This is a genomic window from Phyllobacterium pellucidum (assembly GCF_013327855.1).
In the GTDB taxonomy this organism is placed as follows: domain Bacteria; phylum Pseudomonadota; class Alphaproteobacteria; order Rhizobiales; family Rhizobiaceae; genus Phyllobacterium; species Phyllobacterium pellucidum.
Map to the genome: position 1 here is coordinate 183,432 of NZ_JABUMX010000003.1, position 18,618 is coordinate 202,049.

Below are 18,618 nucleotides of genomic sequence, written 5' to 3' on the forward strand. Positions count from 1 at the left end.
CTTCTCGTTGTAGATCCACCCTCGCCACAACTTACAGCGTGGATTTCGGGTTCGCTACGATTATTGTCTCGTGTCATTCGGTCAGAGAAATTTTACGACTTGCCGTGCAAGGATGATTTTAACCTGGAAGCTTGGCGGATCGATGCTTGGAAAAGACGATGAGAATTTTCTGGATGCGGCGCTATTTCGCTCGAGCCTGGTTCAGGTGTCTGCTCGTCGCCGCCTTGATAATCGGCGGCGGTATCTGCGGTGCATGGATCAGCAAGCTGGTTATCGTCTCGAGCGATCGGGCCGACATGCGCAGATACACCGATCAGGTGCTTGATCGCGCGGTTGACGTTTTCGCCGAAGTCGACGACATGCTCGCCGTTATCAACGGCTCTCCCTTTCCCTTCTGCTCGACCGAAGAAATCAGCTACCTTCGCGATATTCTGTTTCGAACGAAGTTCCTGAAGGACCTCGGACGGGTCAAGGACGGCGCTTTTCATTGTTCTGCGGTTTTCGGGAAGGGGCGCAAACCAATGCCCCTGATCACGCATGATTTCGAAACATTGGACGGCAAACTGATCTACACGAAGGCGCGTCTTGCCATCTCCAACACCACCGCCCCGATCATCGGCACTGGCCACGCCAATGTCGTCCTCGACCCCCAAGCTTTCGAAACGCTGAAAAATCCCGACTACACGTTCAGCGTCATGTTCAATCCCGTTGGCATGCCCGAGACGATCGGTCTCTTCGGCACACTCAATCAAGGGGCAATCGGGAGGGTCAGGCCCTCCGGCGGCGGGAGGCAGGGCGGTACGATCTTTCGCAACGTCTGCAGGAAAACCGCCTGCGTAACGGTCAATGTCGAAGTCGGCAGGCTCGAGGCATCGGCGCAGCCCATGACGATCATTCTGACCCTGTTCGGAGCGGCGCTTGGCGGAGCGCTCGGAGTGATCCTCATCCTGCTACGGCGCAACACTATGAGCATGAAGGCACGCCTGCAACAGGCGATCGCGCGCAAGCGGCTGACAGTCGAATATCAGCCCATCGTCGATATCGTCACCGGGAAACCAGTGGCTGCTGAAGCGCTGGCACGTTGGCGCGACAATGGCGAAGCAATTTCGCCGGATGTGTTCATTTCGGTTGCGGAGAAGTCAGGCCTGATCAATCGTCTGACGACCTGTATCATCGAACACGTCCTGGACGACATGGCGGCGTTTCTGGTGGCCAATCGGAATTTTCATATCAATATCAATATATCCGCTGCCGACCTTTTCGATCGACAGTTCAACGACTGGCTCGCGGCCCGACTCAAGGCGGCAAACGTTGCCAGCGACCAGATTCTGCTTGAAATTACCGAGCAATCCACCGCCAACTCCAGCGATGCAATCGCCGCGATACGGCGCTTGCGGGCGCGCGGGCACAAGATTTTCATCGATGACTTCGGAACCGGTTATTCGAGTTTGGCCTATCTTGGCGAACTGAGCGTCGATGGCATCAAGATCGACCGCTCCTTCACCCGGACTATTGGAACCGGGTCGGTGTCGGTTTCGATCATCCCTCAAATCATCGGCATGGCCCATGTGCATCATCTCGCCATCGTCGTCGAGGGCATCGAAACAGAGGCGCAGCGCGACTATTTTGCCGCTCTCGTGCCGAAGGTGGATGGGCAGGGATGGCTGTTCGGCCGGCCGACCACTTCGGCAGCCATCCGAGAAATGCTGCACGCATCGCGCGAACAATCTAATGCAACTTCTGATATTTAACTTAAATCAAGCATGTTCGGATTAATTGTTGATCGATCATAGTTTGTTCATTTCGTCCGAGTGATTCTGCTATCATCGGGGTATTGGGGACGGCAAACGATGAAATTGACAATCCTGGCAGTGGCTGCTGTAGCACTTCAACTGCTCGCGGGCAGCGCTTCGGCGGAAGCCCTAAAACTTAGAGTTGCAACGGAAGGCGCATATCCGCCGTTCAATTCCATCGATGCCAATGGCAATCTCGTGGGCTTCGACGTTGATATAGCCAAGGCTGTCTGCGAGGACATGAAGGCCGACTGCACCCTCGTTGCAATACCCTGGGATGAGATTATCGGCAGGCTGGAAAACAACGAATACGACCTCGTCGTAGCGAGCATGTCGTATACCGATGCCCGGGCCGCGCGAATGGAGTTTTCAAGCTCCTACTATCGTTCGCATTCGGCGTTTGCAGGAGACCCGAACCGATTCAAGGATGTTGCGCCCGCCGCCCTGAAGGGCGTGCGCATCGCGGCCGGCAAGCAGACGATCCAATCGGAATATCTGGAGAAGGCCTATAGCGAGAGCAAGATCGTTCTGACCAAGGATGAACCGGAAGCGCAAAAGCTGCTGCAGGCGGGCGAGGTCGATCTGGTGCTGGCGGATTCCATCGATCTGCTGACCTTCCTGCAATCGCCGAATAATTCGAAGTTCGACTATGTCGGCGATCCGGTAACCAACGGCTTTCTCAAAAGCTCGGCGCACATCACCGCGCAAAAAGGTAATGTGGAGTTGATCAAGAAGGTCAACGAGGCGCTCGATCATCTCCGGCTGAACGGGACGTATGATCGTATCAACAACACTTATTTTCCCTTCAGCATCTACTAGGTAAAACCGGCAATGGCAGCGCGCAGGAGAGGAGTGCAGATATCGATGATCACGGCCGGAAGGCTGCTGATCGGATTCGTGCTCCTTTACGCCATAGTTGCCGCAGGCGTTTCCATCGTATTCCTGCGTAAGATCGAGAACGATGCGCGCTATACCCAGGAACAGCAGCTGCCGCTGGTCTTGAGCCAGAACCGCAACGCCATCAAGGTTGAGCGGCTCGCGTCGCTGGCGCGTTCGATTTACCTCGCGAAAGACCGCGAGCTGGAACGACAGCTGCAATTGCAGACGCATGTGCTTGCCCAGAGCTTTACGCTGGATGAAAATGATCAGTTGGCAAAGGGCGTCCAAAAGGTCAGCAGCCACGTCAAGCAGATCGTCGCCCTGCGCGATCAGGTTCGCAAGATGGATGCCGGCGATACGAGTCCCGACCCCGCCGTTCGAGCGGAGCTGGAGCGGCAGGCCCTCGAAACCTACCAAAGCGCCATGCGGGTAACCGATGAGCTCGGCCAATCCATCGTCAGCGACGCCGCGGTTCTCGCCTATGGCATGTCCGGCGATATCCAGCGGACGGCGAAGATGATCCAGGTAGCGTGGATCATCATTCTGACGCTGCCGGTTCTCATTGCTGTCGGCGCGATCTATGTCGTGGCAAGGCACATAATTCGCCCCATAAATTCGGCCATCGAAGGCCTGCGCTCCATCGACCGCCACGAAAAGCGCAGGCTCAGATTGCGCCGGCCGCTGTTCCGTGAGTTGTCGACGATCAACGAGGCTATCGAAGCCTATGGCCACGTCTCACTCGATCTGCTGCGGACCAATTCCATCCTGCAGGCGCTTTCCGAAGAAGACGGCCTGACGACGCTTGCGAACCGGCGCAGTTTCGAAAAGCGCATCGGCGAGGAGTTTGCCAAGGCGACGCAGAACGACACCGATCTTGCAATCCTCATGGTCGACCTCGACCACTTCAAATCGATAAACGACCATTATGGCCACCAGATGGGCGATACCTGCCTGAAAATGACAGCGAATGTCCTGCGCAGCATCGGTGCCGAACGCGATTGCCACGCGGCTCGCTACGGCGGCGAGGAATTTTCCCTGGTCTTTCCAGATTGCGATTTGCAGAGCGCGATTGCCGAAGCGGAAAAAATCCGGCTGTCTATCAGCAGCCTTATCATCACCTCAAGCTACGATGAAACCATCCGTATCACCGCCAGCGTCGGTGTGGCGACCATAAAAAGCGGAAGGTTCGAGACTGCGGCGCAATTGCTCGAGAATGCCGACAGGGCGCTCTATCTTGCCAAGCACAGCGGACGCAATATTGTGAAATCCCTTCCTTTGCCCGGCAGGGCCGATTTGAAACCGCTGACGGCCTAGACCAATTCTCGGGAATCCCGCCCATGCCAACGCTCTATTCCCTGAAGCCAGCCTTCCAGAACCTGCTGCGGCCGCTCGTCGGTCGCCTGGTCGCGCGCGGTGTCACCGCCAATCAGGTCACCCTCGCGGCAGCCGTGCTTTCGGTCCTTGCGGGAGCGGTGGTGGCACTATTCTACGACATCTTCGTCGTCTTCTGGCTGCTGCCCGTCGTCCTTTTCGTGCGCATGGCGCTTAACGCGATCGACGGCATGATGGCCCGCGAGTTCAGGCAGGCTTCGAAACTCGGTGCCTATCTTAACGAACTCGGCGACGTCGTCTCGGACGTGGCGCTCATCCTGCCCTTCATGCTGGCCGGGCCATTTGCGCCGCCCGGTGTCGTCACCTTTGCTATAGCTGCGATGCTGACCGAATATGCCGGCGTTCTCGGCGTGATGACCGGCGGGGGCCGCGGCTATGACGGACCCTTTGGCAAGAGCGACCGTGCCCTGGCACTCGGCGTCATCGCGGCCCTCATCGGCAGCGGTATCATGCTCCCTTACTGGTTCGGCTGGATCTTTCCTCTTATGGCGCTCCTATCGGTCTACACCATGATCAATCGCGTGCGGGCGGGCTTGCGGCGCGCGGAAACGGCGGCATCCTGAATGATCTCGTTGGCGGAACACGAAACGACCACCGAGAACGCCAACGGCCGGACCGCGCCCGGCGCAGCCGAAGAGCATTTCTTTCGCACGCATGACGACACGGAACTCTTCTATCGCAAATGGCCGGCGCGCAGCGGGACGGCCAGAGGCGCAATCGTTCTTTTGCATCGCGGCCATGAGCATGGCGGGCGTGTCGCCCACCTTGTCGGCGAGCTTGGTCTCGATGATTTTGCATTCTATGCCTGGGATGCCCGCGGCCACGGCCGTTCTCCCGGAACGCGCGGCTTTTCTCCATCGTTCGCAGCTTCGGTACGCGATCTCGATAGTTTCGTTCGGCACATCATTGCCCGGGACGGCTTTGCCATGGAAGATATCGCGGTCGTCGCCCAATCGGTTGGAGCAGTTCTCGCGGCAAGCTGGGTCCATGACTATGCGCCGCCCATCCGCGCACTCGTTCTTGCGTCGCCGGCCTTCAGCGTAAAACTCTACGTTCCCTTTGCCCGGCAAGGCATCTCGCTCTGGCAAAAGCTGAAAGGCCAGTTCTTCGTCAATTCCTACGTCAAAGCCAAGTTCCTCACCCACGATCCCGAGCGCATCGCCTCGTTTGAAAACGACCCGCTGATCACCCGCCCCATCGCTTCCAACATATTGCTCGACCTTTACGATACCGCGGAGCGGGTCGTCGCCGACGCCCGCGCGATCGTCGTGCCGACGCAGCTCCTGATCTCTGGGAGCGACTGGGTCGTTCGCCATGCGCCGCAACACCGCTTCTACGAAAATCTGGCGCATCCCCTGAAGGAACGGCATGTACTGAAAGGCTTCTTTCACGACACACTCGGCGAAAGGGAGAGGGCCATTCCCATCGCCCATATGCGCCGCTTCTTAACCGAGCGCTTTGCTAAGGCCCCAGCCGAACTCGACGTCACCAACGCCGATGCCACTGGTTACACACGCGACGAGGCTGACCGACTTTCGTCACCACACGATATGCTTTCGGCCAAGGGCCTATACTGGACCTCGTACAGAACCTCCCTGCGCTGCGCCGCCCTTATCTCCAAAGGCATCCGCACGGGGGCGAAGACCGGCTTCGACTCCGGTTCGACGCTTGACTATGTCTACCGGAACCAACCGCGGGGGATCGGCCCGGGCGGGAGGCTGATCGACAAACAGTTCCTTGAAGCCATCGGCTGGCGCGGCATTCGCCAGCGAAAGCTGCACCTCGAAGAGCTGATCGAAATGTGCCTCGCCAAGCTCGCCGCGAGCGGAAGAACAACGAATGTCCTCGACATTGCTGCCGGCCACGGTCGCTACATCCTCGACGCCGTCGCGCAATCCGGGATAAAGCTGGACAGTGTCCGGCTCCAGGACTATTCGCCCATCAATGTAGATGCGGGGAACAAGTTGATAGCCGAGCGCGGTCTCCAGTCGATCGCGAACTTCCATCAGGCTGATGCCTTCGATGGCGACATGCTGGCGGCGACTGTGCCCTCCCCGGATCTTGCGATTGTCTCCGGGCTTTACGAACTATTTTCCGACAATGGCATGATCCGCCGCTCGCTCGATGGCCTCGCCCGGGCGATGCAACCCGGCAGCCTTTTGATCTATACCAACCAGCCCTGGCATCCGCAGCTCGAAATGATCGCACGCGCACTGACATCGCACCGCGGCGGCGAAGCCTGGATCATGCGCCGGCGCACACAGGCCGAAATGGACCAGTTGGTCGCTGCCGCAGGGTTCAAGAAGATCGAGCAGCGCATCGACCGCTGGGGCATTTTCACAGTGTCGGTCGCCGAGCGTAAATGACGGCGGCGAGCGTTTCACCGATTGGCAAATGGCGTCTTGAAGGGCCGGTAGCCAAGCGCGCCATACTGTGGCTCGCCTTTCTCGCACCCTTCTTCTATCTCACCTATGGCACGGCCAACTGGCTCGCCGCGCAACGGCAGCACGTTGCGCACATAACCTTCAGCTGGGAACATGACATTCCCTTCCTCGCCTGGACGATTTTTCCCTATTGGTCGATCAACGCCTTTTACGGTCTGTCCCTGTTCCTCAACGACACCCAATCAGAGGTGGACCGCCTGGCAAGGCGCTATCTCACGGCGCAGATGATCGCCGTTGCCTGCTTCGTCGCCTTTCCCCTGACCTTTACTTTCGCAAAGCCTTTGACGAGTGGAGCGCCGGGCTTCCTCTTCGATTTGCTCGGGGGTTTCGACAAGCCATTCAACCAGGCGCCGTCCCTGCACATTGCCTTGCTCATCATCATCTGGGAACACTGGCGGCACCGGCTCGCAGGCGCGATACTCTGGCTATGGCACCTGTGGTGCCTGCTGATCGGAGTCTCCGTGCTCACCACCTATCAGCACCATTTCATCGACATACCGACCGGCGCACTCCTCGGATTCTTTGCCTTGTGGCTATTTCCCGCCGGGGAGCCATCGCCGCTGGGGGATTTTGTTCTCAGTCCGAATGGCAAGCATAAGCGTATCGGCAGCTACTATGCCGCCGCCAGTTTGGCGCTTCTTCTCCTTGTTGTAGTCGAAGCAGCGAGATCGATCATTTACCTCATCTTGCTTTGGCCGGCTCTGGCGTTCGGCATTGTCGCCCTCGCCTATCTTGGCGCAGGGCCCGGGGTCTTCCAGAAACGCCAAAATGGAACAGTATCGCTGGCCAGCCTGTGGCTGCTTGCACCCTATCGGCTTGGCGTAAAAATCAACATCTACCTATGGACCCGCAAGCTGCCTTCCTCCGTGCGGATTCTTGACAACGTCCACCTCGGCCGCCTGCCGAAACGTGCGGAGCTTTCGGCTTTTGCGAGTGTGATCGATTTGACCAGCGAACTTGCAAGACCGTCCGGCGTCGAAATTGCCTGGCGAACTTTCCCGGCGCTCGATCTCGTGCCAGTACCGCCCGCCGATCTTGAAAAAGCTTCGGAAGCCATCGAAAATGCGCAGATGAAAGGTCCCGTGCTCGTCTGTTGTGCGCTCGGCTTTCAGCGCAGCGCGGCGGCAGTGGCGACCTGGCTTTTGCGCCATGGGCACGCTGTTAACGCAGAACAGGCGATACACCTTATAAAGACAGGGGGCAGGCCAATACACCTGAGCGACGATATGATCGTGACGGAAGAAACAGGGGAACGGCATGGATGAAGACGCGGAAACCTTCGCGGCCCGTTTGACGCGCAGGGCCCATACATATGGGTTTTTGACCTGCATTCTATTGGTGGCATCTTCCGTTGCGGGAGACGCCGGGGGCAAGCTTTTCAGTTGGCTATGGCCACTCCTGATAGTTGGTGGTCTGACGACGCTGTTCCTTGCCATCTATCTGCGCTTCGATGCGGCGCTTTTCCACTTCATTGCCTCGCATGAAGACGAAACGGCGGGCTGTCGTGCCGCCGACAAGCTGCTCGAGCGCATGCGCCTGCGCAAATGCCCAAAAACGACCCGGCCGCTCAACGCTCGCATTGCTGGCACCAACCGCCTACTGATGCGCCTTCATCTGGCTTTCGCGGTCTTCCTTGCCCTCTTTGCTTCCGCAACGGCCTATAGTTTGTGGACGGCATAAGCGTGGATAAACCTGGGGAGACGTTCGGTAAGCATGTCACGCGGCGCGCCGCCGCCATGGTCCTTGCCGGCCTGTCGCGCGCAATTACCGGCGTGCGGCCCATCTGGCAGGGCTGCGCACCCGCCGGCCGGCAGCGCATCTATTTCGCCAACCATGCCAGCCACGGCGATTTCATTCTGCTTTCGACGTGCCTCCCGCCGAAGGAGCGTGCGCGGACGCGCGCCGTCGCGGGCGCAGATTATTGGCGCAAGAACCGCGTCCGCCACATCCTTGCCCGCGATCTTCTCAATACGGTGCTGGTCGAGCGCAATTGGGTGGAACGGGCCGAAGACCCGATGGTCATCATGCTGGGCGCTCTCGCCGAAGGACACTCCCTGATCATCTTTCCCGAAGGTACGCGCAACATGACCGAGGAACCGCTGCTGCGCTTCCGCTCAGGTATCTACAATCTTGCCCTGGCTCGCCCCGACGTTGAGCTTGTCCCATGCTGGATCGAGAATATGTCCCGCGTGCTGCCAAAGGGCGCGTTTCTACCGGTCCCTCTATTGTGCCGCGTCGTTTTCGGCACGCCGGTTCAATTGGAGCCAGAGGAGGATCGCCACGCCTTCCTGGCGCGTGCCCGCGATGCGCTTCTGGCGCTTAGTCCCGAACAGCAGAGGGCTCTCGATCATGGTTGAAGCAGCCTGGCTGTTTCTCGGCCTTCTTGCCGTCCTCACTGGCGCAAGCGCCATTGCCACCGCCCTCTCCTGGAAAAGCCGGCGAAAAGGTGACGTGCTGCCGGACGCCCTCGCCAATCTCAACTCGCGCATCAAGGCGTGGTGGATCATGGTTGGCGCGATCTCCGCCGCCTTCTTTTTCGGCAAGGGCGGTGTCATCCTCCTGTTTGCCTTCGTGTCCTTCGCTGCCTTGCGCGAATATGTGACGCTTACCCACACGCGGCGCGGGGATCACTGGATCCTGATCGGCATGTTCCTCGTGATCATCCCCGTTCAATATTATCTGCTGTGGATCGAGTGGTACGGCCTGTTTGCAATCTTCGTGCCGGTCTACTGCTTCCTCGCCATGCCTGCCCTGACGGCAATTTCGGGCGACACCGCGCGCTTTCTAGAACGTGTCAGCGAACAGCAATGGGGCATTATGCTATCGGTCTATTGCATCAGCCATGTTCCGGCGCTGCTCACGCTGGCGATCCCCGGCTTTGCCGGCAAGGGATTGCTGCTCATCGCCTTCCTTATAACCACCGTGCAAGGCAGCGATGTCCTGCAATATGTGTTCGGCAAGCTCTTCGGCCGGCACAAGGTCGCGCCGAAGGTTTCGCCTTCGAAGACCTGGGAAGGGCTCATCGGCGGCATCGCCAGCGCTTCGCTGCTTGGCGCAGCGCTCTACTGGCTGACCCCGTTCACGCCGGTCCAGGCCGGGCTGATGGCTGCTCTTGCCTGCATCATGGGCTTCTTCGGCGGGCTCGTCGCCTCCGCGATCAAGCGGGATCGCGGCGTCAAGGATTGGGGACACATGATCGAGGGCCATGGCGGCATGCTCGACCGCGCGGACAGTCTCGTCTTCGCCGCGCCGGTCTTCTTTCACTTCGTCCGGTATTTCTGGACCTAGCGCTAGAGGAGTTCCGCCCTGGCGAGATCGCGCAGCAGATGGCTTGCCCCGTAGGTCCACGGTGCACACTCGGTCGAGAGCCGCACCCGGTTGGACAATGTCCCAAGCGAAGGCGTGGATATCGAGACGATATCGCCGAGCTTATGGGTGAAGCCCTTGCCCGGGCCGTCGCGGTCCTTGACCGGAGCGAACATGGTGCCGAGGAAGAGGACGAGGCCATCCGGATACTGATGGTGCCGACCGATCGTCGCCTCAACCAGCGATTCTGGCTTACGCGAAATCTTCGCCATGTTGGAATGCCCGTCGAGCACGAAGCCATCCTCGCCCTCGACCCGCATGCTGAGTTCGGCGGCTTTGACGGTTTCGAGTGTGAACTCGCCATCGAAGAGCCGGACGAAAGGTCCGACGGAGCCGGACGCATTGTTGTCCTTGGCCTTGCCGAGAAGCAGCGCTGACCGACCTTCGACATCGCGCAGGTTGACGTCATTGCCAAGCGTCGCACCGACGATCTGCCCGCTGCTGGCAACCACGAGCACGATCTCCGGCTCGGGGTTGTTCCAACTTGAGATTGGATGAAGGCCGACGTCAGCACCGAAGCCGACCGTCGACATGGGCTGCCCCTTGGTGAAAATCTCCGCATCCGGCCCGATGCCGACCTCGAGATACTGGCTCCAGACGCCGCGTGCAATCAGCGCCTCCTTCACCTGCATCGCAGCGGGCGAGCCCGGCACGATTTGCGACAGATCCGCGCCAATAAGGCCGAGTACCTCTTCGCGCAGCGAATCCGCCCTGGTCTTGTCGCCCTTCGCCTGCTCTTCGATAACACGCTCAAGCAGCGAGGCGACAAACGTCACACCGGACGCCTTGACCGCCTGCAGATCGATGGGTGACAGCAATGCCGGGTGGGCCGGATCGAACGTGCCGGACCAGCTATTGGCAAGGACGGCATCGACGGCGCCGATCCTGGTACCTTCCACGCCGGTAACATAGCTTGCGGGTTCGGCCATCTCGCATATGTCGCGCACGGTCGGGCCAGCCTTGTCGGTGATGTCATAAACAATGCCATCTCTGATTGTGACGATCCGGGGGTGGTCGTAGCCAGGAATTTTGGCTCGTCCGAGAAGGACGCCGGAGGTTGGGACGATGGCATTTGACATGATCGATTTCCTGGATGTTTCGGATTGACGGAGTAGAATGGCATCCTCTCCCTGGACTGCTTGCCCGCATTTATGCGGGAGGAGTGCGCTCCAATCAAGACCAGCCCGACGCTCGTCCGGGCCGCTCTGTCAGGAGACCGTGGACGGGCTTCCAATATATCTTGTCATTTTGTGCGAACGCGCCACTAGTACGCGCAAGGGCAAAAGACAACCGGGGCGTGTGTGAACAGGGTAGCGGAATATCGACTGGGATTGATCCTGGTTACTGCATCCGCAGTGGCCTGGAGCCTTGCCGGGTTGTTCACGCGCGCGATCCCGCTCGACAGCTGGACGATCCTTGCCTGGCGGGGTATTTTCGGCTCGATCGGCATTGCCGTTGCCATGATGCTTTTTGAAGGTGGGATCGCCTGGAAGAGCTTCCGCCATATGGGTCGTCCCGGCTGGCTTTTCGTAGCGGTCTCGTCGCTGGGCATGGTGTTTTTCATAACCGCGCTCAAGGAGACGACGGTGGCGCATGTCGCGGTCATCTATGCGACAATCCCTTTCGTCGCCGCCGTCGTTGCCTGGCTGGCAATGGGCGAGCGATCGACCTTGCGCGCGATCGTCGCGAGCATCGCCGCGATGGGCGGCGTCATCATCATGGTCGGGCTCGGGACGGAGGGCAGCTTGTTCGGCGATCTGCTGGCATTCGGCATGACCCTCTGCATGGGCGTGCTGATGGTCATCGTGCGCCGGTCTCCTGAAATCTCGGTCATGCCCGCCGCCTGCGTGTCGGCCCTCCTGAGCTCGCTCATCTGCTGGCCGCTCGGCAATCCGCTGTCGGTCTCCGCACACGACCTCCTCCTCATTGCCATGTTCGGCATCCTCGTTTCCGCCGTTGGGCTTGCCTGCTTCACGCTTGGCGCAAAATGGCTTCCACCGATAGAAACCGCCCTTATCGGCTCGCTCGATGCGCCTCTCGCACCTTTCTGGATCTGGCTGGTATTCAACGAGGTTCCGAGCAGAAGCACGGTTATTGGCGGCTCGATCGTTTTTGCCGCCGTGGTCGCCAACGTTCTGGCCGGAACAAAGAAAGGGCCGACACCTGCTAATTCTGTCACCTAACAGCGGTGTCCTAAAACGTGGCTTATATGACATTTAGGCCGTGGCCGTTCAGTTGTATTCTCCCTCCAGTCACCCAGACATGGAAGGAACCAGGACATGACCATTCAATCAGACCAGGGCACGGCGCTGATCACTGGCGCATCATCGGGCATCGGCGCGGTATATGCGGACAGGCTTGCACGCCGCGGCTATGACCTCATTCTCGTGGCGCGCAATCGCGACAGGATGACAAGCCTTGCTTCGCGCCTGACCACCGAAACGGGGCGGAGCGTCGAAGTGGTTGCCGCCGATCTTGGCGACGACAGCGGAATTGCGAAGGTCGGAGCAATTCTTGCCAACGATGCGAGCATAACCATGCTCGTCAATAATGCGGGCGTCGGCGCAACGGCACCACTGCTCGAATCCGATCCGGCTGAAATGGACGCGATGATCAAGCTCAATGTGGTTGCATTGACACGGCTGACGGAGGCCGCAGTGCCAAAATTCGTCGCACGCGGCAGCGGCACGATTATCAATATCGCCTCGATCGTCGCCATTGCGCCGGAAGCGCTCAACGGCGTTTACGGCGCGACCAAGGCTTTCGTGCTCGCCTTCAGCCAGTCCCTGCATCACGAACTCAACGACAAGGGCATCCGTATCCAGGCCGTGTTGCCCGGCGCCACGAGCACGGAGTTCTGGGCGAACGCCGGCCGGCCGGTTGAAAACCTGCCGAGTGCCATTGTCATGACCGCGGCCGACATGGTCGATGCGTCCTTGGCCGGCCTCGACCAGGGCGAACTCGTCACAATTCCGGCCTTGCCCGACATTGCCGACTGGAATGCCTTCGAGGGCGCCCGGCAAGCATTGCGACCCAATCTTTCGCACCGGGAACCGGCGGCGCGCCTCTTCGCCCGAGAAGGCAACTAAACCCAAATAGCGGATATCCGTTGAGCCGGCTGCTACAAGGCGCCCGGCTCTCATTGCATGAATCGCATCACCAAAGGTTGAGCGCTACCAATTCCCGGCGTTTTGTGCCAACTCATTGACACAATGGATGTATAACCGCTTCGCAACGCGCACATCGCACCCTCTCCCGCCTTCGGGAGGTTCACGCCAACACGGTCCGCTCATGGGTTTACGTCCACTTTATCGCAAGCTGGCACTGCGCCGATTGGGCGTGTTCTCGATTTTCCTTGCGCCGAGCCGGCTGCGGGCTTTCGCCCGCAGCACCGAACTTGGCCTCGTCCTTGCAGCCGCTGTCGTCGGGGTTGTTTCGGGTTGGACGGTCACGGCCATGAGCATGATCGCCCAGGGCATGCACCAGATGATTTTTGGTCTCGAGGCCGGCGAGCGCCTTTCGACGATCGTAACGACCAATACGACCACTTTGTTCATCGCGCCGATTTTCGGCGGCGCTCTCATGGGCCTCGTGCTGCTCGTTCTCACGCGCTACTGCAAACGGCCCATGGTCGACCCCATCGAGGCGAATGCGCTGCATGGCGGCAGGCTGTCGCTCAATGACAGCCTGATCGTTGCCGCACAGAATTTGATCTCGAACGGCTTCGGTGCATCGGTGGGGCTCGAAGCCGGCTACACACAGCTTGCCTCAGGACTTGCGTCGAAGATCGGTCTTTCGCTGAAACTTCGCCGGTCGGATTTGCGCATTCTTGTCGGCTGCGGCGCGGCGGGAGCGATTGCGGCAGCATTCAATGCGCCGCTCACCGGCTCGTTCTACGCCTTCGAATTGATCATCGGCTCCTATACCATCCTCAGCCTTGCGCCCGTGATCGTGTCGGCGCTGATCGCCAATGTCGTTGCCAGAGCCCTGTCGGGTGACCATTTTGTCATCGACATCGGCCATTTCGGTGCGGTCGTACCGGCAGACTACCTGCCAGCCATGTTGCTCGGCATCTTTTGCGCACTCGCCGGCATTCTCCTGATGAAGGGCGTCTCTTTCGTCGAGGAAATGGCACGCAAGAGCTTCATTCCACCAGCGCTCAGGCCCCTCCTCGGCGGCGCCATCGTCGGCCTCCTCGCCCTCGTCACACCGCAGGTGCTGTCGGGCGGACATGGCGCCCTGCACCTCAATCTCGACACGACCACGACGATTGCCGCATTGGTCGGCCTGCTGTTGCTCAAATCGCTGGCTTCCGCGATCTCCATCGGATCGGGTTTCAGAGGCGGGCTTTTCTTCGGCTCGCTGTTCATGGGAGCCTTGCTCGGCAAGCTCTTTGCTTATTCGGCGCCCTATATTTTTGCGCACGCGACGCTGACGCCGGTGATCTACGCGGTCGTCGGAATGAGTGCGCTTGCCGTCTCGGTTATTGGCGGTCCCCTGACGATGACGTTCCTCGCCCTCGAGATCACCGGCGACTTTCCAATAACGGTCCTCGTTCTCGCCGCGGTGACCGCAGCGTCGCTGACGGTACGCCATACGTTCGGCTACTCCTTCGCGACCTGGCGTTTCCACCTGCGCGGTGAGAGCATTCGCAGCGCCCATGACGTCGGCTGGATTCGCAACCTCACGGTCAACAAGCTCATGCGATCCGATGTTCGCACGGCGCCAATCGAGCAGACCATCCGCGCATTCTGCCGTGACTTTCCATTGGGTTCGACGCAGCGGGTGATCATCGTCGATGACACCGGCAAATATGCCGGCATGGTCCTCGTGCCCGAGGCGCATGCGGGCCTGACCGAGAACGCCGACGAGGACCTGCCGATTGCCGGTCTCATCAAATACCGCAACGAATATTTGCAGCCGCAGATGAACGCCAAGCAGGCGGCAGCGATTTTCGACAAGACGGAGAGCGAAGCGCTTGCTGTCGTCAACGATCTCGTCGAGCGGCGCGTCATCGGTCTCCTGACTGAAAGTCACTTGCTGCGTCGATACAGCGAAGAACTCGACCGGCAACGCCGCGACGTATCGGGAGAGATTTAGAGCATGGCAAGCCGCTGTTTGCGCTGCGGCGGCGGGAATACGCTGTCCAGAACTGCGAGGTGCTCTGCCGAGAGCTTGAGGTCCAGAGCCTTGCGGTTATCGCGGATGTGTTGCGGCGTGCTGGACTTCGGAATGGCGATAACGCCTTCCTGATTGATGACAAATGCAAGCGCCACGACCGCCGGCGTCATCTCATACGCCTTGGCAATCTTGGCAAGCGCAGGATGCCCCAACATACGGCCCTGCTCGATGGGGGAGTAGGCCATGACCGGGATCGTTCGGTTTTGGCAGAATGGCAGAAGGTCGAATTCGATGCCGCGCCGCGTCAGATTGTAAAGCACCTGATCGGCGGCAACGGCGCTTCCGCCGGAAACATCGAAGAGTTCTTCCATGTCGTCCGTGTCGAAATTGCTGACGCCCCACGCGCGAATCTTGCCCGTCTCAATCAGTTCCTCGAAGGCTGCGACTGTGTCGTGCAGCTTGTATCCGCCGCGCCAGTGCAGGAGATAAAGATCGATCGTCTCGCATTTCAGCCGCTTCAGGCTACGCTCGCAAGCGGCAATCGTTCCCTTGCGCGAAGCGTTGGACGGCAGCACCTTGCTGACGATGAATACCTCGTCGCGCCGTCCGGCGATCGCCTCGCCAACGATTTCCTCCGCGCCGCCATCGCCATACATTTCCGCAGTGTCGATCAGCGTCATGCCAAGATCGATACCGAGGCGAAGCGCCTCCACCTCTCTTTGCGCCTGGCGCCTATCCTCGCCCATGAACCAGGTGCCCTGGCCGAGAACAGGTACCTTCTCGCCAGAAGGCAGCGACGTCGTCCTGATATCCGAATGCTTCATTGTTCAGTCCTGCAAGACCCGATGAACGCCCAGTCCAGCATCGATCGTCAACCGGTGCAAGGGCCTGTCGGACCGGCACGCATGTCGCGCAGCCGCTCCGCAGCCGACGCCGCGAGGTCGGTGAAGATGAGATCGAGGTCCTCAGCCACCTGATAATAGGATTCGGGCAGGTCTTCGCCTTCCATCTCCGACCGGATTTCCTCCATGCTGTGCGCATGGCTTTCAAGGAACTTGTAGAGTTCCGACATCTGTTCGAGCGAAAGTGATTCGTGCGCGAGCATCCTGGGAATTTTCTTTCCCAACACGGTGGCCAATTCGTTCTTCTCCCGCAGAACGTTCAACCAATTTGCCAACTATTTTTATTCCTCCCACGAGGAGCGTCGCAGAGGACCGTTTCCACATCAACTAATCCTTTAGTACTATTTATGCCTTCTAGTCCTCGCTCTTTTCTGTTAACCTACGCCCTGTAATTTCCCCCTTCGCACATGCGAATTACCGTTTCCACCGCGTGGTACACTGGTTTCAGGAGCACCTAATGATCTCGCATTTGCTGCACAATCTCGTCGAAGCCGACCCGGCCAAGGAAGGCGAGGACAGCGTTGACGCGGTAGACGCACCACGACGCAAACGCACGCCTTCGTCCTCTTCCGCATTCACCCACTTCGAATTGGGCCGTACGCTGGAGCGGGCCAATCGCCGCTTCGCCACATTCCTGCAGGCCGAGATGTCCCGCCTCGGCGTGCGCGAAATCGGTCCTGCCCATGCGATGCTGCTCCTGACGATCGGGAATGACGAACTTTCCGTAGGCCAGCTCATGGATCGCGGGCCCTATGGCGGCACCAACCTTTCCTATTACCTGAAGCAGCTCGGCGAGTGTGGCTATGTCGAGCGCATTCCGTTGCCGCGCGATCGCCGCACGATCCGAGTGCGCCTGACACAAAAGGCGCAGGATCTGTGCGCCGACCTGACGGAAATCACCGAAAAATATCACCAGCTGGTGGCTGGCGACCCTGAGAACATGCGGCGGATGGAGATAGCGTTCGAAACGCTCGACAGGTTGGAGCGGGCTTGGGCGACGGCTGCCATTTTCGGATCTCCTGACGAGCGGTAGAACTGCCACCCTCAGATGGCGACGATACGGTCCCGCCCGTCAAGCTTGGCCTGATATAGCCCCTTGTCGGCCCGCGCGAATGCATCCTGGGCAGTGTCGCCCGGCTTCAATGCCGTCATACCTGCCGAGCACGTATAGGAAACCTCCGGATATGACGGAAGCGGCCTCGAGGTGCGAATCTTGCTGAACACGCGTTCCAGGATCGCCAGGCCATTTTCAATATTGGTGTCCGGCAGAATGAACATGAACTCTTCGCCGCCAATCCGGCCGAAACAATCAAGTCGCCTGACGAACGAGTGCCCATGCCGGGCAAAATCGAGCAGGACCACATCGCCGGACTGATGGCCGTAGCGGTCGTTGATCGATTTGAAATAATCGATATCGAGCACCGCGATACAGCCAATATCGATACCAGGCGCCGGTGTCTTGCCCGCAAGCGCCTCAAGCCTTGTCATTATGAAGCGCCGGTTGGCGATCCCGGTGAGTTCGTCGGTTTGCGAGGCGCGCAACGCCAGATCACGATCCTGGCGAAGCCAGCGGTCGTCGGCGCGCAGTGGGGTAATGTCGCTGGCAATGCACAGCATCCAGCCGTTCGATTGCACTGTCTCGGTCATCCACAGCCATCGACCGTCGGCGAGATCTGTTTCAAACGAGCGGAAGGCGGTCTTGCCGCGGCGTGACTGGGTCGAGCGCAACCATTCTTCGAAGTCGGCCGTCTTCAAGACGGTCCCGACGCCGGCCAGGAAGTTGCGCCGCATGATATCGCCCCAGCTCAACTGCTCGTCAGGGGTAAGATGATAGGCGGCGCGAAAACTCTTGTTTGCGTAGCGCAGCACATCGTCTTCGTCATAAACGGCGACCAAGGCGAGGCTTTCCGTCTGCAGCGACAGAAGATTGTCGAGAATTGCGTCTGCTCGCTTCGAAGAATCCATGCTCACCTGAATCAATCACGGCACGGGAATACAACTAACCCGAATCCCGCCCGACCGGAACAGATAGTTGCATCAGGTAGCAAGCGCCTTGATTGCCGAGAGGTCCTTGATGAACGCCTTTTTCTCGGCCGCAGCATCGGCCCGATCGCGAATTCGCAGGATATAGGACGGATGGATGGTTACAAGCACCGGCGGAAACATCGTCGTTTCAACGACCTTGCCGCGATCGCGCATGACACGCACCGAACTGCCGAGTAGCGCCGAGGCCGCGGTGCCGCCGAGCGCGACCACTATTTTCGGATGGATCAGCCGCAATTCATTTCTGAGCCACCAGGAGCAGGCCTCGATCTCGCCGCCGTTAGGCTTGGCATGCAGGCGACGCTTGCCGCGTTGCTCGAATTTGAAATGTTTGACGGCATTGGTGACGTAGCATTGATCCCGGTCGACTGCCGCTTCCTCAAGGCACTCATCGAGAACCAGACCTGCTGGCCCGACGAAAGGCCGGCCCGCAAGATCCTCCTTGTCGCCGGGCTGTTCGCCAACAAGCACGATCTTGGCACGCGAGGGACCTTCCCCGAAGACAGTCTGGGTTGCATACTTGTAGAGATCGCAGCGGCGGCAGTGGTCGGCTTCCGCCTTTAGCTCGGATAGCGAGTGCGCGTCCGGCGTCTCACCGTCGGTGATGTACCTGTCCATGGCGCCGTAACGCGTGAAAGAATTGCGTGGTTCCACGGCATTGGGAACCAATCCTGCCAT

General features: G+C 59.4%; 18 protein-coding genes. 13 read left to right on the forward strand and 5 right to left on the reverse strand.

Going from position 1 to position 18,618, the window contains the following annotated elements; translation table 11 throughout:
* The first annotated feature begins 158 nt into the window (after nucleotides 1-158).
* The 9 genes from HQ945_RS14165 to HQ945_RS14205 all read left to right on the forward strand — a co-directional run bounded on the left by HQ945_RS14165 (nucleotide 159) and on the right by HQ945_RS14205 (nucleotide 9,796).
* Nucleotides 159-1,751: an EAL domain-containing protein gene (locus HQ945_RS14165; RefSeq protein WP_113281516.1), complete on the forward strand. Its 1,593-nt coding sequence runs from the start codon at nucleotides 159-161 to the stop codon at nucleotides 1,749-1,751.
* Between the two features lie 99 nt (nucleotides 1,752-1,850).
* Complete coding sequence (locus HQ945_RS14170) at nucleotides 1,851-2,612, forward strand: transporter substrate-binding domain-containing protein (protein WP_027231224.1); 762 nt, start codon at nucleotides 1,851-1,853, stop codon at nucleotides 2,610-2,612.
* Nucleotides 2,613-2,657: 45 nt separating this feature from the next.
* Nucleotides 2,658-3,986, forward strand: a complete 1,329-nt coding sequence (locus HQ945_RS14175) for a GGDEF domain-containing protein (RefSeq protein WP_051614740.1) — start codon at nucleotides 2,658-2,660, stop codon at nucleotides 3,984-3,986.
* 23 nt (nucleotides 3,987-4,009) lie between these two features.
* Nucleotides 4,010-4,627: a CDP-alcohol phosphatidyltransferase family protein gene (locus tag HQ945_RS14180; RefSeq protein ID WP_113281515.1), complete on the forward strand. Its 618-nt coding sequence runs from the start codon at nucleotides 4,010-4,012 to the stop codon at nucleotides 4,625-4,627.
* Nucleotides 4,628-6,430, forward strand: a complete 1,803-nt coding sequence (locus HQ945_RS14185; RefSeq protein ID WP_174208211.1) for a bifunctional alpha/beta hydrolase/class I SAM-dependent methyltransferase — start codon at nucleotides 4,628-4,630, stop codon at nucleotides 6,428-6,430.
* Nucleotides 6,427-7,773 (forward strand): phosphatase PAP2/dual specificity phosphatase family protein, encoded by a 1,347-nt coding sequence (locus tag HQ945_RS14190; RefSeq protein WP_113281513.1) that lies wholly within the window; start codon nucleotides 6,427-6,429, stop codon nucleotides 7,771-7,773. The genes HQ945_RS14185 and HQ945_RS14190 overlap by 4 nt, the downstream gene beginning before the upstream one ends.
* Nucleotides 7,766-8,188, forward strand: coding sequence for a hypothetical protein (locus tag HQ945_RS14195; RefSeq protein WP_091948024.1), 423 nt, complete (start codon nucleotides 7,766-7,768; stop codon nucleotides 8,186-8,188). The genes HQ945_RS14190 and HQ945_RS14195 overlap by 8 nt, the downstream gene beginning before the upstream one ends.
* 56 nt (nucleotides 8,189-8,244) lie before the next feature.
* A complete protein-coding gene (locus HQ945_RS14200) occupies nucleotides 8,245-8,865 on the forward strand; it encodes a lysophospholipid acyltransferase family protein (protein ID WP_113281512.1) in 621 nt (206 codons plus the stop codon).
* Nucleotides 8,858-9,796, forward strand: a complete 939-nt coding sequence (locus tag HQ945_RS14205; protein WP_113281511.1) for a phosphatidate cytidylyltransferase — start codon at nucleotides 8,858-8,860, stop codon at nucleotides 9,794-9,796. Before HQ945_RS14200 ends, HQ945_RS14205 begins: the two co-directional genes overlap by 8 nt.
* Before the next feature lie 2 nt (nucleotides 9,797-9,798).
* On the opposite strand, the gene HQ945_RS14210 is transcribed toward HQ945_RS14205, so the two are convergent.
* Nucleotides 9,799-10,953, reverse strand: a complete 1,155-nt coding sequence (locus tag HQ945_RS14210) for a fumarylacetoacetate hydrolase family protein (RefSeq protein WP_091921086.1) — start codon at nucleotides 10,951-10,953, stop codon at nucleotides 9,799-9,801.
* Nucleotides 10,954-11,205: 252 nt separating this feature from the next.
* On the opposite strand from HQ945_RS14210, the gene HQ945_RS14215 reads away from it, so the two are divergent.
* The 3 genes from HQ945_RS14215 (at nucleotide 11,206) to HQ945_RS14225 (ending at nucleotide 14,974) form a co-directional block, all read left to right on the forward strand.
* Nucleotides 11,206-12,057: a DMT family transporter gene (locus HQ945_RS14215; protein WP_162737250.1), complete on the forward strand. Its 852-nt coding sequence runs from the start codon at nucleotides 11,206-11,208 to the stop codon at nucleotides 12,055-12,057.
* 96 nt (nucleotides 12,058-12,153) lie between these two features.
* A complete protein-coding gene (locus HQ945_RS14220; protein ID WP_174208212.1) occupies nucleotides 12,154-12,963 on the forward strand; it encodes an SDR family NAD(P)-dependent oxidoreductase in 810 nt (269 codons plus the stop codon).
* Between the two features lie 202 nt (nucleotides 12,964-13,165).
* Nucleotides 13,166-14,974, forward strand: coding sequence for a chloride channel protein (locus HQ945_RS14225; RefSeq protein ID WP_174208213.1), 1,809 nt, complete (start codon nucleotides 13,166-13,168; stop codon nucleotides 14,972-14,974).
* On the opposite strand, the gene HQ945_RS14230 is transcribed toward HQ945_RS14225, so the two are convergent.
* Entirely contained in the window at nucleotides 14,971-15,819 is an 849-nt protein-coding gene (locus tag HQ945_RS14230; protein ID WP_174208214.1) for an aldo/keto reductase, read from the reverse strand. The genes HQ945_RS14225 and HQ945_RS14230 overlap by 4 nt on opposite strands.
* Before the next feature lie 47 nt (nucleotides 15,820-15,866).
* Nucleotides 15,867-16,100: a hypothetical protein gene (locus HQ945_RS14235; protein WP_139217638.1), complete on the reverse strand. Its 234-nt coding sequence runs from the start codon at nucleotides 16,098-16,100 to the stop codon at nucleotides 15,867-15,869.
* A 254-nt stretch (nucleotides 16,101-16,354) separates the two neighbouring features.
* Here HQ945_RS14235 and HQ945_RS14240 point away from each other — a divergent pair, with 254 nt between their 5' ends.
* Nucleotides 16,355-16,930, forward strand: coding sequence for a MarR family winged helix-turn-helix transcriptional regulator (locus HQ945_RS14240; protein ID WP_027231212.1), 576 nt, complete (start codon nucleotides 16,355-16,357; stop codon nucleotides 16,928-16,930).
* Between the two features lie 11 nt (nucleotides 16,931-16,941).
* Here HQ945_RS14240 and HQ945_RS14245 read toward each other — a convergent pair whose 3' ends face one another.
* Complete coding sequence (locus HQ945_RS14245) at nucleotides 16,942-17,862, reverse strand: sensor domain-containing diguanylate cyclase (RefSeq protein ID WP_091921076.1); 921 nt, start codon at nucleotides 17,860-17,862, stop codon at nucleotides 16,942-16,944.
* Nucleotides 17,863-17,934: 72 nt separating this feature from the next.
* On the reverse strand, nucleotides 17,935-18,618 hold the full coding sequence (locus HQ945_RS14250; protein WP_174208215.1) for a UdgX family uracil-DNA binding protein: 684 nt from the start codon (nucleotides 18,616-18,618) through the stop codon (nucleotides 17,935-17,937).

What these genes read in the sequence shown, in the direction of transcription:
- HQ945_RS14180 (WP_113281515.1), top strand. Translation starts at nt 4,010, where the DNA reads ATGCCAACGCTCTATTCCCTGAAGCCAGCCTTCCAGAACCTGCTGCGG.
- HQ945_RS14240 (WP_027231212.1), top strand. Translation starts at nt 16,355, where the DNA reads ATGATCTCGCATTTGCTGCACAATCTCGTCGAAGCCGACCCGGCCAAG.
- HQ945_RS14210 (WP_091921086.1), bottom strand. Translation starts at nt 10,953, where the DNA reads ATGTCAAATGCCATCGTCCCAACCTCCGGCGTCCTTCTCGGACGAGCC.
- HQ945_RS14185 (WP_174208211.1), top strand. Translation starts at nt 4,628, where the DNA reads ATGATCTCGTTGGCGGAACACGAAACGACCACCGAGAACGCCAACGGC.
- HQ945_RS14195 (WP_091948024.1), top strand. Translation starts at nt 7,766, where the DNA reads ATGGATGAAGACGCGGAAACCTTCGCGGCCCGTTTGACGCGCAGGGCC.
- HQ945_RS14230 (WP_174208214.1), bottom strand. Translation starts at nt 15,819, where the DNA reads ATGAAGCATTCGGATATCAGGACGACGTCGCTGCCTTCTGGCGAGAAG.
- HQ945_RS14170 (WP_027231224.1), top strand. Translation starts at nt 1,851, where the DNA reads ATGAAATTGACAATCCTGGCAGTGGCTGCTGTAGCACTTCAACTGCTC.
- HQ945_RS14175 (WP_051614740.1), top strand. Translation starts at nt 2,658, where the DNA reads ATGATCACGGCCGGAAGGCTGCTGATCGGATTCGTGCTCCTTTACGCC.
- HQ945_RS14245 (WP_091921076.1), bottom strand. Translation starts at nt 17,862, where the DNA reads ATGGATTCTTCGAAGCGAGCAGACGCAATTCTCGACAATCTTCTGTCG.
- HQ945_RS14225 (WP_174208213.1), top strand. Translation starts at nt 13,166, where the DNA reads ATGGGTTTACGTCCACTTTATCGCAAGCTGGCACTGCGCCGATTGGGC.
- HQ945_RS14250 (WP_174208215.1), bottom strand. Translation starts at nt 18,618, where the DNA reads ATGGCAGGATTGGTTCCCAATGCCGTGGAACCACGCAATTCTTTCACG.
- HQ945_RS14205 (WP_113281511.1), top strand. Translation starts at nt 8,858, where the DNA reads ATGGTTGAAGCAGCCTGGCTGTTTCTCGGCCTTCTTGCCGTCCTCACT.
- HQ945_RS14190 (WP_113281513.1), top strand. Translation starts at nt 6,427, where the DNA reads ATGACGGCGGCGAGCGTTTCACCGATTGGCAAATGGCGTCTTGAAGGG.
- HQ945_RS14235 (WP_139217638.1), bottom strand. Translation starts at nt 16,100, where the DNA reads ATGCTCGCGCACGAATCACTTTCGCTCGAACAGATGTCGGAACTCTAC.
- HQ945_RS14165 (WP_113281516.1), top strand. Translation starts at nt 159, where the DNA reads ATGAGAATTTTCTGGATGCGGCGCTATTTCGCTCGAGCCTGGTTCAGG.
- HQ945_RS14200 (WP_113281512.1), top strand. Translation starts at nt 8,245, where the DNA reads ATGGTCCTTGCCGGCCTGTCGCGCGCAATTACCGGCGTGCGGCCCATC.
- HQ945_RS14220 (WP_174208212.1), top strand. Translation starts at nt 12,154, where the DNA reads ATGACCATTCAATCAGACCAGGGCACGGCGCTGATCACTGGCGCATCA.